General features: G+C 61.6%; 13 protein-coding genes and 1 tRNA gene. 4 read left to right on the top strand and 10 right to left on the bottom strand.

Annotation, left to right across the window (positions count from 1 at the left end; translation table 11 throughout):
* Positions 1 to 25: 25 nt before the first annotated feature.
* From hpf to FHY55_RS01100, 9 genes are all read right to left on the bottom strand, one after another.
* A complete protein-coding gene (gene hpf, locus FHY55_RS01140; protein WP_140012437.1) occupies positions 26 to 598 on the bottom strand; it encodes a ribosome hibernation-promoting factor, HPF/YfiA family in 573 nt (190 codons plus the stop codon).
* Between the two features lie 108 nt (positions 599 to 706).
* Positions 707 to 2,014 carry an RNA polymerase sigma-54 factor gene (locus tag FHY55_RS01135; protein WP_140012436.1) on the bottom strand — a complete coding sequence of 436 codons (1,308 nt, stop codon included), beginning with the start codon at positions 2,012 to 2,014 and terminating at the stop codon, positions 707 to 709.
* Positions 2,015 to 2,026: 12 nt separating this feature from the next.
* Positions 2,027 to 2,728: an LPS export ABC transporter ATP-binding protein gene (gene lptB / locus FHY55_RS01130; protein ID WP_140015953.1), complete on the bottom strand. Its 702-nt coding sequence runs from the start codon at positions 2,726 to 2,728 to the stop codon at positions 2,027 to 2,029.
* A 71-nt stretch (positions 2,729 to 2,799) separates the two neighbouring features.
* Positions 2,800 to 3,303, bottom strand: coding sequence for an LptA/OstA family protein (locus FHY55_RS01125; RefSeq protein WP_140015952.1), 504 nt, complete (start codon positions 3,301 to 3,303; stop codon positions 2,800 to 2,802).
* Between the two features lie 17 nt (positions 3,304 to 3,320).
* Positions 3,321 to 3,938 carry an LPS export ABC transporter periplasmic protein LptC gene (lptC, locus tag FHY55_RS01120; RefSeq protein ID WP_168222908.1) on the bottom strand — a complete coding sequence of 206 codons (618 nt, stop codon included), beginning with the start codon at positions 3,936 to 3,938 and terminating at the stop codon, positions 3,321 to 3,323.
* Between the two features lie 16 nt (positions 3,939 to 3,954).
* A complete protein-coding gene (locus FHY55_RS01115) occupies positions 3,955 to 4,926 on the bottom strand; it encodes an SIS domain-containing protein (RefSeq protein WP_140012434.1) in 972 nt (323 codons plus the stop codon).
* A gap of 15 nt (positions 4,927 to 4,941) precedes the next feature.
* A complete protein-coding gene (locus FHY55_RS01110; protein ID WP_140012433.1) occupies positions 4,942 to 5,556 on the bottom strand; it encodes a ribonuclease D in 615 nt (204 codons plus the stop codon).
* An 82-nt stretch (positions 5,557 to 5,638) separates the two neighbouring features.
* On the bottom strand, positions 5,639 to 6,364 hold the full coding sequence (locus FHY55_RS01105) for a hypothetical protein (protein ID WP_140012432.1): 726 nt from the start codon (positions 6,362 to 6,364) through the stop codon (positions 5,639 to 5,641).
* Positions 6,365 to 6,672: 308 nt separating this feature from the next.
* Positions 6,673 to 6,759 (bottom strand) — tRNA-Leu (locus tag FHY55_RS01100).
* A gap of 129 nt (positions 6,760 to 6,888) precedes the next feature.
* On the opposite strand from FHY55_RS01100, the gene FHY55_RS01095 reads away from it, so the two are divergent.
* A complete protein-coding gene (locus tag FHY55_RS01095; RefSeq protein ID WP_140012431.1) occupies positions 6,889 to 7,872 on the top strand; it encodes a complex I NDUFA9 subunit family protein in 984 nt (327 codons plus the stop codon).
* Here FHY55_RS01095 and FHY55_RS01090 read toward each other — a convergent pair.
* Complete coding sequence (locus FHY55_RS01090) at positions 7,869 to 8,672, bottom strand: undecaprenyl-diphosphate phosphatase (protein WP_140012430.1); 804 nt, start codon at positions 8,670 to 8,672, stop codon at positions 7,869 to 7,871. The two genes, FHY55_RS01095 and FHY55_RS01090, sit on opposite strands and share 4 nt — an antisense overlap.
* 211 nt (positions 8,673 to 8,883) lie before the next feature.
* Between FHY55_RS01090 and FHY55_RS01085 the strand changes: the two genes are divergently transcribed.
* From FHY55_RS01085 to gltB, 3 genes are all read left to right on the top strand, one after another.
* Positions 8,884 to 10,320 (top strand): NAD(P)-dependent oxidoreductase, encoded by a 1,437-nt coding sequence (locus FHY55_RS01085; RefSeq protein ID WP_140012429.1) that lies wholly within the window; start codon positions 8,884 to 8,886, stop codon positions 10,318 to 10,320.
* Positions 10,321 to 10,488: 168 nt separating this feature from the next.
* The gene (locus tag FHY55_RS01080) at positions 10,489 to 11,199 is read left to right on the top strand and encodes a hypothetical protein (protein WP_140012428.1); all 711 of its coding nucleotides are present in this window, start codon (positions 10,489 to 10,491) and stop codon (positions 11,197 to 11,199) included.
* Between the two features lie 11 nt (positions 11,200 to 11,210).
* Positions 11,211 to 15,752, top strand: a complete 4,542-nt coding sequence (gltB, locus tag FHY55_RS01075) for a glutamate synthase large subunit (protein WP_140012427.1) — start codon at positions 11,211 to 11,213, stop codon at positions 15,750 to 15,752.
* Positions 15,753 to 15,757: the final 5 nt, after the last annotated feature.

Genomic DNA, 15,757 nt, shown 5'->3' with positions numbered 1-15,757 from the left:
TCCCGCCCCTTGAACGGGGCGTCACTCATTCCTGTTTGGTGTCGATCCAGCCAATGTTGCCGTCATCCCGACGGTAGACCACGTTGACACCACTATGCCCTTCATTACGGAAGACCAGAACCGGGGCACCCTGAAGCTCCATTTGCATCACAGCCTCACCAACGGAGAGTGCAGGCACGCGGGCCTCCATCTCGGCGATGATCATGGGCTGAAGGCTTTCAGGTTCCTCGGTCTCGGTATCTTCCGATGCGGCGAGGATATACGAAGACGCGCCGATGAATTCAACCGGCTCCGTGCGGTCCTTGTGGTGGTCTTTCAGCCGCCGTTTATAACGCCTCAGCTGCTTTTCCATCTTGTCGCAACAGAGCTCGAAGGCCGAGTAGATTTCTGCCGCATGGGCCTTGGCTGATGCCGTCAGGCCGGTTGAGAGGTGAATCGTCGACTCACAAACAAACTCGTGGGCGCTTTTGGAAAAGATCACATTCGCATCGGTCGGTCGCTCGGCATATTTATCAACCACGGCACCAAGTCCGGATTGGACGTGTGTTTGCAGTGCTTCACCGATGTCGATCTGTTTTCCGCTGATTTGGTAGCGCATGGCACCTCCTGGGGGTCTCTTCGGGGTCTTCATCCCATCGGCAGGAGCACGGCACAACGCCATGCGTGCCGGTGGGCAATCTCTATGTAGTGTGGCTTGGCGGGCGTTTCAGCGAGCTCGGCGTCGCTCCGCTGACTGGGTCAGCAGGCGTCTGCGTTTGCTTGAGGGTGGTATGTTCAGGCATTTTCTGTATTTGGCGACAGTTCGCCGTGAGATGTCAACTCCATCCTGCTTCAACTTGCAGCAGATCTGCTCGTCAGAGAGCACCGCGCCGGGCGCTTCTGCGGCAACAAGACGCGAAATGGCGAGCTGTGCCGTATGGCTCGAAGTCGCCGGATTACTCCCGGTTCCCAACGCCGCCGGAAAGAGTGAGTCGAGCTCGATGATCCTCCCGCGCCAGATGAGTGTCTTGCCCGAGATGGCCCGCCCAACGGTTGATTTGTGCAGCCCCAGCTGATCGGAAATCGCGGTGCGTGTAAGCGGGGCCAACGCATCACTTCGCCCGGTGAAAAACGCGGCCTGCGCGTCGGCCACCGCCTTTCCGACAGCCAGCAGGGTCTTGCCCCTGTAGCGCACCGCCGAAATCAGCGCCCGTGCTTCGGCCAGATGCGCTGCCAGCTTTTCACCGCGCGCCTGTGCCAGCGCTTTGTCGAGTTTCAGCCGGGGCCCGTTGTCATTGACAAGCTCCACCCGCAGCCCGGCGGCTTCATCTTCGGTCACCAGCAGTTCGGGCACGCGCACGACAGGCTCTGCCATGTCAAAGGCGCGGCCGGGAGCCGGATCGAGTGAGCGAACCAAGGCAACGATCTCGGCGGCCTCTCCGCTGGTGAGGCCGAGCGCGGGGCCTATCAGCTCGGTCTGGCCTTTGCTGAAATAGGGCAGCCCCGCCAGCACCAGTTGCACCCTTTGCGGGGGCAGGCCGCTTTCTGTGAGTTGCAACTGGATGCACTGCATCAGGCTGAACACCCCCACCCCGGTGGGCTCGCAACTTTGAATGGCCTGCACTGCCAACCCGGCAACCGCTTTCGAAAGCCCGTGCTCCTCTGCAAGCGCGGCAACATCCGTCTGGGTAAAAAACCCACTCTCGTCGAGATCATAGGCCAGCCGCCGGGCCGCATCGTCGACCGCTGGTGAAAGGTCCATCAGGGCGATCTGCCCGCTGAGGTGCTCGCCAAGGCTGGGGCGCGCGGCAACGGTTTGGAGCGCAAGCTCGTAAGGGGTTGCGCCTTGGGCAGCGCTGGCGCCTCCTTCAAACGGTTTATAAATCAGGAAGGGGTTATCAGCGGCAGCCTCGGCAATCACCTCCTCCAAGGCACCGCCCGTCAGCATCAAAATTCCGATGGATTGCTGGAGGGCAGGCGAAAGAGCAAGGCGCTGTGCCTGCTTCAGCTCAAGTCGGGTTTTCGGGCCGCTCATTCGGGCCCGCCGTCACATGATGCGGAAGCTGTCGCCGAGGTAGACACGGCGCACGTTCTCATCCTGCACCACCTCTTCAGCCGTCCCGCTCATCAGGATTTTGCCGTCATGCAAGATGTAGGCCCGGTCCACGGTTTCCAGCGTTTCGCGCACGTTATGATCGGTGATGAGCACGCCGATGCCCCGAGATTTAAGATCGGTCACAAGGTGGCGAATTTCGCCCACCGATATCGGATCGACGCCGGCGAATGGTTCATCCAGTAGCAGATACTTCGGGTCTGCGGCGAGACAGCGGGCAATCTCCACACGTCGCCGCTCACCGCCCGACAGCGCCAAGGCCGGAGCGCGGCGGAGATGCTCAATGGCGAATTCCGAAAGAAGTTCTTCCAGCCGCTCGCGCCGCTTATGCCTGTCGGCCTCTGCGATTTCGAGGATGGCCATGATGTTATCTTCCACGTTCAGCCCGCGAAAGATCGACATTTCTTGCGGCAGGTAGCCGATGCCCAGCTTGGCACGGCGATACATTGGCAGGCTCGTCACTTCGCGCCCGTCAATCGTGATCTGCCCGCTCTCCGGCACGATCAGACCGGCAATCGCATAAAAGCAGGTGGTCTTGCCCGATCCGTTGGGGCCCAGCAGGGCCACCACCTCGCCGCGGCCCAGATCCATGCTGACATCGCGAATGACGAGGCGCTTGCGGTAGCTCTTGCGCATGTTGGCCACACGCAGCCCCGCATCACCGCCGGCCACACGCAGGTCGGGCTTGGTATTGGTGTCAGTGTCGCTCAATTTTCGATGTCCGAACGGAAGACGGTGCGCACGCGCCCTTCCATCACGCCGGTGCCCTTATCGAGATCCACCACCATCTTCTGGCTTGAAAGCGCGTTCTGCCCCTGTGTGAGCAGAACGTCACCGGTCATTACAATCTGACTGGTGCCAATGGTATAAACAGCCTCCCGCGCCTCTGCCGCCTCGGCGCCGCTAACAAGCGTCACACCGCCGGTCGCATGCAGTCGCTTCACCTTGCCGGTCGAGCTTTCGCCGCCTTCGTATTCAACTTCCACCATCGCAGCCGTCAGCCGCATTTCGCCTTGGCCAACCTTGACGTTGCCACGAAATACGGCCCGGCCGGTTTCTTGGTTGATCTGGAGCTGATCGGCGGCGATTTCCACCGGAAGCGAGCTGTCATGCTTCAGCGCCCCGAAGGCGACATTGGCACCCTGTGCATGGAGCGGGGCCGAGAGTCCGGCAAAAAGCACAAAAAGCCACGCAGTAAAGAGGCGCTTCAAAGTCACGGAGACAATTCCTATTCGGTTGGCGGGGTGTATACCAGCTTCACCCCATTCTTGAAAACCAGAAGGAATCCGCCGTCTTCGTTGGCGTCATCCGCCGGAGCCAAGCGCATGCTGCCCGCATCAAGCGTTCCGGCGGGGCCTTCAGCCTTTACCGGGCCGACCGATTCGATCTCGGTGCGCTCCAGAGCAGTGGTAATCTCATCCGAGGTGATCCGATAGCCGGATGGTGTGGTGATGATCACACCCCCACCGAGCACGGCTTGCCCTTCCTGCGTGTCGATCTGCCCGGAAAGAGACGAAAGCTCATAGGTGCCGCCGTCTTCGGTTTCGAGTTGGGCGCGCAGGTCCGTGGCCGAAACGCGGTGCTCGTTCTCGGGATCGGGCCGGGCTGTGGTGGCGGCGATGGAAATAGCCGAGCCATCGCGGGTGACCCCCGAATAGTTTGGCGCGGATATGCGCTGCTCGCGGGCCAGTTCGTTCACGTCGACATCGGCGAAAGGGATCGAGCGGGTCGGGTCCACCGTGCGGGCAACCAGAAAGAGCGTCGAGAGCATGGCCAGCGCGGCCAGTGGCAACACGATCTTCGCCATCGAAACGAAGCGGGAATAGCTGTTGTCGTAAACCGACATCGCCGCGCTCCGCCGCTCAGGCCACGCCGGCGCGGAGACAATCGTGAATGTGCAAGAGCCCCTCCGCCCGGCCATCGCTCGAAAGCACGAAAAGGCAGGTGATCTTACGGCTGTTCATCAACGCCAGTGCCTCAGCGGCGAGGGCATCGGGGCCGATGGTCAGGGGGTTATCGGTCATGACTTCATCCACGGTATGATCCAGAAGCCCGGACATATGCCGGCGCAAGTCACCGTCGGTGACGATACCGTGAAGCCTACCATCCTGTGCGGCTACGCCTACCACGCCAAAACCGCTTTGGCTCATGGTAAGCAGGGCCTCGCTCATAGGCGTCCCCGGAGTGGCAAGAGGCAGCGCATCGCGGTTGTGCATGAGGTCTCGTACCTTGGCGAGACGCGCGCCCAGCTTGCCACCGGGGTGAAAGTCGCGAAACTTTTCTGGGGTGAAGCGCCGGTGCTTCATGAGCGCCACCGCCAAGGCATCGCCCAGCGCCAGCGTCATGGTAGTTGACGTGGTTGGCACGATCCCTTCTTCGCAGGCCTCTTCGGCTCCTGGCAACAGAATCGCACAATCGGCGCTAGAGAGCAGTGTGCTCTCAGCTTTCGAGGCCACGCCGATGAGTGGGATGCCAAAGCGCCGGGTATAGCTGATCATATCAGCTAACTCGGGGGTTTCGCCGGAGTTGGAAAGCAGCAACGCTACATCGCCCTGGCTCATCATCCCAAGGTCGCCGTGGCTGGCCTCGGCGGGATGGACGAAATGCGCAGGCGTGCCGGTGGAGGCGAATGTGGCTGCGAGTTTGCGAGCGATATGCCCGGATTTGCCCATGCCAGACACGATGACCCGCCCCGGCGCGGCGAGGATCATTTCGCAGGCCTCAGCAAAGCCCGGCCCGAGCCCCTCAGCCAGCCGGGTAAGCCCCTCTGTCTCAAGGGCGATCACCCGCTTGCCCGCTTCAATGAGCGTGGCGGGGTTGATGGGCTCCTGCATGTTCATCGCGTCAGCCTAATGGGCGAAAATGTCGATTTCGGGCCAGCCGGCGAGGTCGAGCTTGGCACGGGTTGGCAGAAAGCCGAAGCAGGATTGTGCCAATTCGGTGCGCCCCTCGCGGGCCAGACGCTCGTTCAGCACATCGCGCAGCTTGTGCAGGTGCAACACATCAGAGGCTGCGTAGCTTTGCTGCGCCTCGGTCAGCTCGGGTGCACCCCAGTCGGAGCTTTGCTGCTGCTTCGAGATATCCACCCCGATCAGCTCCTGGCAGAGGTATTTCAGCCCGTGCCGGTCAGTGAAGGTGCGCACCAGTTTGGAGGCGATCTTGGTGCAATAGACCGGCGCGGCCAGTGCGCCGAAGGCATTGTACATCGCAGCAATATCAAACCGCCCAAAGTGGAAGAGCTTCAGAACATCGGGGTTCTCAAGCATCGCAGCAAGGTTCGGCGCTGCGGTTTGGCCCTTTTCGATCTGCACCAGATGCGCCTCGCCGTCGCCGCCAGACATCTGCACAAGGCACAGCCTGTCACGATGCGGGTTGAGCCCCATCGTCTCGCAGTCAATGGCCACCACTGGGCCAAGGTCGAGCCCGTCTGGGAGGTCGTTCTTGTAGAGATGGGTCTTTGCCACGGTGGTTTGCCTTTTTATCCGTTTGAGCCGAGATAGGCCCTAACGGGTGCGAAATCAAATGCCGCAAACGTGGCAAATCCCGTCACTCAGGGAAGAATTTTGCCATTTCCGCCTCGAAGTGCCGCCAACTCATGGTCGCCTTATTGCCCGCGTGCCCGTGGTAATGTGATTTGCCCGTGGAAGTGGGCAGCCCGGCCCAGATGGCGGCAAGGCGGTTCATGAAGGTTTTGCGGGGCATTTTGCCAGCCAGAAGCGCGCTGAGCCCTGCTTCGCGTAACAGTTGGTCGGCCAGCGCATCCTGCACTTCGGGACTGAAGCGCGTGTTTGGCGGTGCGCCGAGATGGTCAACAAGGCGCCGGAGTGTGACAGGGATAAACTGATATCGCCCAATCGCGTGGTTCTGGCCGGGTGTATCCTCGATCCAATCGTAAATCTCGGCAATGGTCAGCTCGGTCGGGCGGCGTGGTGGCTTTACCTTGGCGCTCAGAACAACCGCGTCATAGCCCGCCGCGCCAGCTTCGGCCTGAGCGATCAGCCCGCGAATCCACTCGGCATAAACGGCCTCGGTCGTCCAGCCGCGACCTGTTGGTGCCTCCTGCACGACCTCATCCCTCGTGCGCCGCTCCGGAAGGGGGGCAAAGAATCCGCCCTGCTGATTCCCAGCAAAAAGGCTCGGCCCCGGCCCAATTTCGGCCCCGACAGGCGCAACCAGCGGCCGTGCACCGCCAAAAAGCGGCTCGGCGGCATTGGCTGAGGTGGCAAGCAGGAGCGTAAACCAAAGAGCGATGAAAGCCGGGCGGTATATCATTCAGCCTCATTCTGAGTGCGATCCGTCAGGCCTGTTGTGGCACGAAGAGTTTGAGGAATGGTAAAGAGGGCGCTTCAGAAAGCAGCCCGGGCCCCACCGTTCGCCCCTTCTCAACTTGCCGCGCTACAGCTTGACGTCGTCCTGCAGCCACGAGTTTGAGAGGCTTGGGGAGCTCGTGGCGGTTTCGCCAATGCTCGAACCTTTCAGGGGAATCAAAAGCAAGCCGCCCTACGGGTGCCTGAATGAGCACCGGGGAAGTCTGCAAGCTCTATAATGTATTGATTCTGGCTGACCTTTGGCGGGGTCAATGGTGCCCAGGAGAGGACTCGAACCTCCACATCCTTGCGAATACCAGCACCTGAAGCTGGCGCGTCTACCAATTCCGCCACCTGGGCAGGTGTCGTGAGGGCGGCAGATATATGTGCTGCGAGGGGCTGTCAACCACTCCTGTGCGTCCAATCGCGCCTTGCCGTGCGAGGCTCGGGAAGTTATCAGCATTTCAGCCAGTAAGGGAGACATCCGACATGTCGAAACTCGTTACCATCTACGGCGGTTCCGGCTTTCTGGGGCGCTACATTGCCCGCCGGCTGGCCAAGCAGGGATGGCGGGTGCGGGCTGCGGTGCGCAGGCCCAATGAGGCGGGCTTTTTGCGGCCCTATGGCGTAGTTGGCCAGGTTGAGCCGATCTTCTGCAACATCCGCGATGACGCTTCGGTGGCGCAGGCGATGCAGGGCGCTGATCTTGTGATCAACTGCGTGGGTGTCGGTGGCACCTATGGCAAGAACAATATGGACGCCGTGCATGTCGATGGCGCTGGCCGGATCGCGCGGATCGCGGCGGAGCAGGGCGTTGAGGGATTTGTGCACGTGTCGGCCATCGGGGCCGATGCGGATGGGCCGAGCGATTATTACCGGACCAAAGGCGAAGGTGAGGCGGCCGTTCGTGAGGCCCTTGAAAACGCCGTGATTCTGCGGCCTTCGCTGATGTTCGGGCCGGAAGATGGCTTCATCAACCTCTACGCCTCAATGTCGCGCTTCGGGCCGGTGATGCCGGTGATTGGCGCGGGCACCAAGGTGCAGCCTGTCTTCGTGGATGACGTGGCCGCAGCAGCTGAGAAAGCTGCGTTGGGCGAGGCCGCGCCGGGCGTTTATGAGCTTGGCGGGCCGGAGGTGCTGACCATCCGGGCGCTGGTGGAAAAGGTGCTGAAGATCATCCGGCGCAAGAAGATCCTGATCGCGCAGCCAAACTTTGTTGCACGGCTCCTGGCTGGTTCGCTCGATCTTGCGCAAACCCTCACGGGCGGGCTTTTTACCAACAGCCTCATCAACCGCGATCAGGTTAAGAGCCTGAGTGTTGACAATGTGGTTGGCGATGGGGCCACGGGCTTTGAGGCGCTGGATGTTCAGCCCACCCCGATGGAAGCTGAGCTCCCTGATTACATGTGGAAATTCCGCCCCTCCGGCCAGTATGACGCGATCAAGGAATCGGCGGGTAAACTGAAGGCTTAAGCGTAAGCCCACCACAGCAGGAACAGGCCGAGCACGACCCGGTAAATCACGTAGGGTGTGAAGCTGACCGAGCGCAGCAGGCGCATCATCAGCGCCAATGCCAGAAGGGCCGAGAGGAAGGCGAAGAGCGCGGCGATTGCGGCGTCTTTAGCAACCTGAGCATCGGCGTTGGCGGCCACCTCTGCACCCAACAGAATGCCCGAAGCTGCGATGGTGGGGATCGACATCAGCATCGCCAGTTTCGCCCCGTCCTCGCGCTTGTAGCCAAGGCTGCGGGCGGCGGTGATGGTGATCCCGGAACGGGAGGTGCCCGGGATCAGGGCGACGGCCTGCCAGAGGCCCATGATGAGGGCGTCCTTCAGGTTCCAGTCTGAATCTTTCTTGGTTTCCGGGCCTTTCTGGTCGGCCCAATAGAGGACGAGGCCGAAGATCAGCATTGTCCAGCCGATCACGGCGACGGAGCGCAGTTGGTCATCGAGGCCGGTGAGTTTGAGGACGAGGCCGAAGAGGATGACGGGAATCGTTGCCAGAATGAGCAGCCATGCGAGGCGGGCCCCCGGCGTGTCGATGCGGCCACGGGCGAGGCGGAGGGTGCCTGCGGCGGCGGCGGCGACATCGGTGCGGAAGTAGAGAATGACGGCAAAAAGGGTGCCGACATGGACTGCCACATCAATAACCTGCCCCTGATCCTCCATGCCGGTAAGGCCCGGCAAAAGGATGAGGTGGCCCGAGGAGGAGATTGGCAAAAACTCCGTAACCCCTTGAATTATTGCAACAACTAGTAACTGCCAAAGTTCCATTTCAGCCCGCCCGTTTGGTTTTGCCGCAGCCTATACAACAGGCAGATAGAGGGAAGCGGGAAAATAGGTAAACTATACTGACACAAAATCTAGGGAGTTGACACCTATCGGGCCGCGAGGGTATCCAAAATCGCAAAAATAGGTCAGCTCAGTTGACTTTTATTCCCCCCGCCCCGCGTGATAGGGAGGCGGGGACAGTGAAGGAGACGTCATGGCCAAGCAGCCCATGCTGAAATTCGTCGAGCTAGAACGCCAGATGCCCGAGAAGCGGGAGGCCAATGTACGCTCGAATGATTTCAAAGAGATTTACGCAGAGTTTGCGGCGGAGCGCGCCGAGGCGCAGGCGAGTCGGTGCAGCCAGTGTGGCGTGCCCTACTGCCAGAGCCATTGCCCGCTGCACAACAACATCCCCGACTGGCTGCGCCTCACCGCGACGGGCCGGTTGAAGGAAGCCTATGAGCTGAGCCAGGCCACCAACACCTTCCCCGAGATCTGCGGTCGCATTTGCCCGCAAGACCGGCTGTGCGAAGGCAACTGCGTGATCGAGATGAGCGGCCACGGCACTGTGACCATTGGCTCTGTCGAGAAGTATATCACTGATACCGCTTGGGAAAACGGCTGGGTTGAGCCGCCGAAGCCGCATCAGGAACGCGAAGAAAGCGTGGGCATCATCGGCGCGGGCCCGGGCGGGCTGGCGGCGGCAGACATGCTGCGCCGCGCGGGTGTGCAGGTGACGGTGTATGACCGTTACGACCGTGCGGGCGGCCTGCTGACCTACGGCATCCCCGGCTTCAAGCTGGAGAAGGACGTGGTGATGCGCCGCAACAAGCAGCTGGAAGACGGCGGCGTGACCTTCAAGCTCAACTGCAACGTGGGCGAGGATATCTCTTTTGAGGAGATCCAGAAGGCCCATGGCGCGGTGATCATCGCCACCGGCGTGTACAAGACGCGAGAGCTTCAGGCGCCCGGTGTGGGGGCGAAGGGGATCGTAAAAGCCATTGATTTCCTTACGGCTTCCAACAAGAAGAGCTTTGGCGACACGGTCGAGGACTACGAGAACGGGACGCTGAACGCTGAAGGCAAGAACGTGGTTGTCATCGGTGGGGGCGACACGGCGATGGACTGTGTGCGCACCTCGATCCGGCAGGGCGCGACGAGCGTGAAGTGCCTGTATCGCCGTGACCGGGCCAACATGCCCGGCTCTCAGCGCGAGGTGGCCAATGCTGAGGAAGAGGGCGTGGAATTCGTCTGGCTTTCGGCGCCCAAGGGCTTCACCGGCGAAGAGGCTGTGGAGGGCGTTATGGTGCAGAAGATGCGCCTTGGTGCTCCCGATGCCAGCGGCCGCCAAAGCCCTGAACTCATTGAAGGTTCGGACTATGTGGAAAAGGCCGATCTGGTCATTCAGGCGCTGGGCTTTGAGCCGGAAGAATTGCCAAAACTCTGGGATCAGCCCGAGCTTCAGGTGACCCGCTGGGGCACTGTGAAGGCCGACTTCCTCACCCATGAGACGCCGATGGAAAACGTCTATGCGGTGGGCGACATTCAGCGGGGCGCGAGCCTTGTTGTATGGGCGATCCGCGATGGTCGGGAGGCCGCCGAGGCGATCCTTGAGAAGTTCGATGCCACCCGTGCGGTGGCTGCAGAATAAGGGGCGAAAAGGCAAAAGGTCACAGGCACAACTGATGCACAAGTGATGCACAGGCCATGCACACGACAAGTGTTAAAGGTCAGCCTTGGTGACGCAACGCCTTGCCACCCCTCCACACCCCCAAAGGTCAGCCAAGCTGACCCAGAGCCGCGAAAGAGTTAAGACCCTGTGAAGATCATTGCGACACTCCTGCCTCTCACCCTCGCTGCATTTGCGGCGGGCAGTGCTGTGGCGCAATCGACCAGCCCGCCCGAGGGCTGCGCGGGGTTTTTGACGGTTCACACCCGGGCGTGCACCGTGTCTCACTACTGGCGCTGCGAAGATGCTCCCGAGGGCACCACTTGGGAGGTGTCTCACGACATCGACGGGCCTTCGAGCCTGCATGTCTATGACCGCGAGTTTCAGTGGGTGGATGCCTTCTACTTCAACACCGGCACCACCGAGCGGCTTTATGAGCCGGGCCCCGACCCGATCAGCATTTCTGAGCTGCTGGAAACGGGGCAGGACAGCTATGACTTTACCACCATCGAGCAGACCGGCGACGAGGTGATGAAGCTCAACACCCGTGGCCGCGATGTGGCCACCGGCAAGACCGAGGTGATTGACGGGGTGACGCTGAAAACCGTCAACGTTTCCTCCGAGACCCGCGACGAGACCGGCGAGCTGATCTTTGCCGCCGAGGGCAAGCAATACGTTTTTGAAGACGAGCGGCTCTTCATGCTTGGGCAGGAGAGCTACTTCGACGGCGCGGAGCGCTGGCAGGAAGATAACACGCCGCGGGAGTTCATCTTTCCCGGCGAAAAGGGGTTTGACGATTTTCGACCCCGCTACGGATGTAACGCGCTGCAGGCGAGCCTCTTGCCGCCTGTGAGCCAGTGAAGGAGACCACCATGACCAAGTATGATGAGGCCTGGGCTGCGGAACACGTGCAGCAACGCGAGTGGCTCAGCGAAAATGGCATGTATCACGAGAGCGAAGAGAAAAGCTCTTGCGGGGTCGGGCTGGTTGTTTCGATCGACGGAAAACCGAGCCGCCAGGTGGTGGAAAACGGGATCGAGGCGCTGAAAGCGATCTGGCACCGCGGCGCGGTGGATGCCGATGGCATGACGGGCGATGGCGCGGGCATCCATGTGCAGATTCCGGTGAACTTCTTTTACGACCAGATCGAGCGCACCGGGCACCTGCCGGACAAGAACAAGCTGATTGCCGTTGGACAGGTGTTTTTGCCGCGCACAGATTTTGGCGCGCAAGAGCGGGCGCGGACCATCGTTGAGGCCGAGGTGCTTCGGATGGGCTACTACATTTACGGCTGGCGGCACGTGCCGGTGGACATCACCTGCCTTGGCGAGAAGGCCAATGCGACGCGCCCCGAGATCGAGCAGATCCTGATTTCGAACATCAAGGATGTGGATGAAGAGACGTTTGAGCGCGAGCTGTACGTTATTCGCCGTCGGATCGAGAAGGCGGCGCAGGCGGCGAGCCTGCCGGCGTTCTACGTTTGCTCGCTGAGCTGCCGCAGCATCATTTACAAGGGCATGATGCTGGCCGAGCAGGTGGCAGAGTTTTATCCCGACCTGATGGACGAGCGCTTTGAGAGCACCTTTGCGATCTATCACCAGCGTTACAGCACCAACACCTTCCCGCAGTGGTGGCTGGCTCAGCCGTTCCGCATGCTGGCGCATAACGGTGAGATCAACACCATCAAGGGCAACCTGAACTGGATGAAGAGCCACGAGATCCGCATGGCCTCGGCCACGTTCGGGGACATGGCGGAAGACATCAAGCCGATCTGCCCGCAGGGGGCCTCTGACTCCGCTGCGCTTGATGCGGTTTTCGAGGTGCTGGTGCGGGCCGGGCGGAGCGCGCCGATGGCCAAGACGATGCTGGTGCCCGAAAGCTGGAGCAAGCAAGCGGTTGAGCTGCCCGAGGCGTGGCGCGACATGTACAGCTACTGCAACTCGGTGATGGAGCCGTGGGACGGCCCCGCCGCGCTGGCGATGACCGATGGCCGCTGGGTGTGCGCCGGGCTTGACCGGAACGGGCTGCGGCCGATGCGCTATGTTGTTACCGGCGACGGGCTGCTGATTGCAGGCTCCGAGGCCGGGATGGTGACGATTGACGAGTCTGTCGTGCGCGAAAAGGGCGCGCTTGGGCCGGGGCAAATGATTGCCGTGGACACCAAGAAGGGCCTGCTGTTCCACGATGTGGAGATCAAGGACAAGCTCGCCCGTGCGCTGCCGTTTGGCGATTGGGTGAGCAAGATCAATGACCTCGATGAGGCGATGATCGACATTCCGGAGAAGACGCTGTTTGCCGGCGACCAGCTGCGCAAGCGGCAGATCGCGGCGGGCTATTCGATTGAAGACCTTGAGCAGGTGCTCGCGCCGATGGCCGAGGACGGCAAGGAGATGATTGCCAGCATGGGCGATGACACGCCCTCTGCGGTGCTGTCCAAGAAGTATCGCCCGCTGAGCCACTTCTTCCGCCAGAACTTCAGCCAGGTGACGAACCCGCCGATCGACAGCTTGCGTGAGTATCGGGTGATGAGCCTGAAGACGCGCTTCGGCAACCTGAAGAACGTGCTGGATGAAGACAGCAGCCAGACCGAGATTATCGTGCTGGAAAGCCCGTTTGTGGCCAATGCGCAGTTTGAAGAGCTGGTGAAGCACTTCAATGCGGAGATGTGCGAGATTGATTGCACCTTCCCGCGTGATGGCGGGCCGAATGCCTTGCAAGAGGGGCTGGCGCGGATCCGGGCTGAGGCGCAGGATGCGGTGCGCTCGGGCGCCGGGCATATCGTGCTGACCGATCAGCATTCGGACGAAGACAAGATTGCCATGCCGATGATCCTTGCCACCAGCGCCGTACACAGCGGGCTGACGGCCAAGGGGCTGCGGACCTTCTGTTCGCTTGGGGTGCGCTCGGCGGAGTGCCTTGATCCGCACTACTTTGCGGTGCTCATCGGCTGTGGCGCGACGATTGTGAACGCCTATCTGGCCGAGGATTCGCTGGCCGACCGGATCGAGCGGGGCCTGCTCGACATGAGCCTGACGGATGCGGTGAAGAAATACCGCGAGGCGATTGATCAGGGCCTGCTGAAGATCATGTCGAAGATGGGGATTTCGGTGATCTCGTCTTATCGCGGCGGCTTGAACTTTGAGGCCGTAGGCCTGAGCCGGGCGATGGTGGCGGAATTCTTCCCCGGCATGACCTCGCGCATCAGCGGCATCGGTGTGCCCGGCATTCAGAAGAAGGCCGAAGAGATCCATGCCGCGGGCTGGCTGAAGGGCGCAACGCCGGTGCTGCCGGTGGGCGGCATCTACAAGGCGCGGCGCTCGGGCGAGACCCATGCGTGGGAGGCGTCGAGCATGCACCTGCTGCAAAGCGCCTGTGACCGGGGCTCGTTTGAGATCTGGAAGCAGTATAGCGCCAAGATGCAGGCCAACCCGCCGATCCACCTGCGCGACCTGCTGGCGATCAAGCCGCTGGGCGAGGCGATTCCGGTGGAGCAGGTGGAGAGCGTAACAGCCATCCGCAAGCGCTTCGTGACGCCCGGGATGTCTCTCGGGGCGCTGAGCCCTGAGGCGCATAAGACGCTGAACGTGGCGATGAACCGGATTGGCGCGAAGAGTGACTCGGGCGAGGGCGGTGAGGATCCGGCGCATTTTGTGCCTGAACCGAATGGCGACAACCCGAGTGCGAAGATCAAGCAGGTGGCTTCGGGGCGCTTTGGCGTGACGGCGGAGTACCTGAACCACTGCGAAGAGCTTGAAATCAAGGTGGCGCAGGGGGCAAAGCCCGGCGAGGGTGGCCAGCTGCCCGGCATGAAGGTCACCGACCTGATCGCCCGGCTGCGGCACTCGACCAAGGGGGTGACGCTGATTTCGCCGCCGCCGCACCACGATATCTACTCGATCGAAGACCTCGCGCAGCTGATCTACGACCTCAAGCAGATCAACCCGACGGTGAAGGTGACGGTGAAGCTTGTTGCCTCCTCCGGTGTGGGCACGATTGCGGCGGGTGTGGCGAAGGCCAAGGCCGACAACATCCTGATCTCGGGGCACAATGGCGGCACGGGGGCCTCTCCGGCGACCTCGATCAAATACGCTGGCCTGCCTTGGGAGATGGGGCTGACGGAGGCGCATCAGGTGCTGAGCCTGAACAACCTGCGGAGCCGCATCACCCTGCGGACCGATGGCGGGCTGCGCACGGGCCGTGACATCGTGATGGCCGCGATGATGGGGGCCGAGGAGTATGGCATCGGCACCGCTGCGCTGATCGCCATGGGCTGCATCATGGTGCGCCAGTGCCAGAGCAACACCTGCCCGGTTGGCGTGTGCACCCAGCGCGATGACCTGCGTGAGAAGTTCACCGGCAATGCCGACAAGGTGGTGAACCTCATCACCTTCTACGCGCAGGAGGTTCGGGAGATTCTGGCCTCCATCGGTGCGCGGTCGCTGGCCGAGGTGATTGGCCGGGCCGATCTGCTCGGGCAGGTCAGCCGTGGTTCGGCGCATCTGGATGATCTTGACCTGAACCCGCTGCTGATCTGCGTCGATGGTGCGGACAAGGTGGATTACACTCAGGAACGCCCGCGTAACCCGGTGCCCGATACGCTGGATGCGCAGATCGTGCAGGATGCCAAGCGCTTCCTGCGGGACGGCGAAAAGATGCAGCTGCAATATGCGGTGCAGAACACGCATCGGACGGTGGGTACGCGCACGTCGAGCCACATCGTGCAGAACTTTGGCATGCGCAACGCCTTCCTGCCGGACCACCTGACGGTGAAGCTCTCTGGCTCTGCCGGGCAATCGCTTGGTGCCTTTGCCGCTCCTGGCCTCAAGCTGGAGGTGGCGGGCGACGCCAACGACTACGTGGGCAAGGGCCTGAGCGGGGGCACGATTGTGGTGCGCCCGACGATGAGCAGCCCGCTGGAAGCCAGCGAGAACACGATCATCGGCAACACGGTGCTCTATGGCGCGACCGACGGCTATCTGTATGCCGCCGGGCGGGCGGGCGAGCGCTTTGCGGTGCGTAACTCGGGCGCCAAGACGGTGATCGAGGGCTGCGGCTCGAACGGGTGTGAATACATGACCGGCGGCGTGGCCGTGATCCTCGGCAGCATCGGAGCCAACTTTGGTGCCGGGATGACGGGCGGCATGGCCTATCTTTACGACCCGGAAGGCAAGGCGCACGACATGATGAACATGGAGACGCTGGTGACCAATCCGGTGACGGTGGACCATTGGGAGCGGCAGCTTCATGAGCTGGTGACCAACCACCTGAAGGAAACCAAGAGCCGGAGGGCCGAGTCGATCCTCCAGCATTGGGAGAGCGAGTTGCCGCACTTCGTGCAGATTTGCCCCAAGGAGATGCTGGCCAATCTCAGCCATCCGCTTTCCTTGGAAGAAGGTGCTGTTCCGGCGGAATAGAGCCT

Origin of the sequence: Oceanicola sp. D3, from assembly GCF_006351965.1 — a bacterium.
Classification (GTDB): domain Bacteria; phylum Pseudomonadota; class Alphaproteobacteria; order Rhodobacterales; family Rhodobacteraceae; genus Vannielia.
This window is presented reverse-complemented; position numbering and strand designations above follow the sequence as displayed.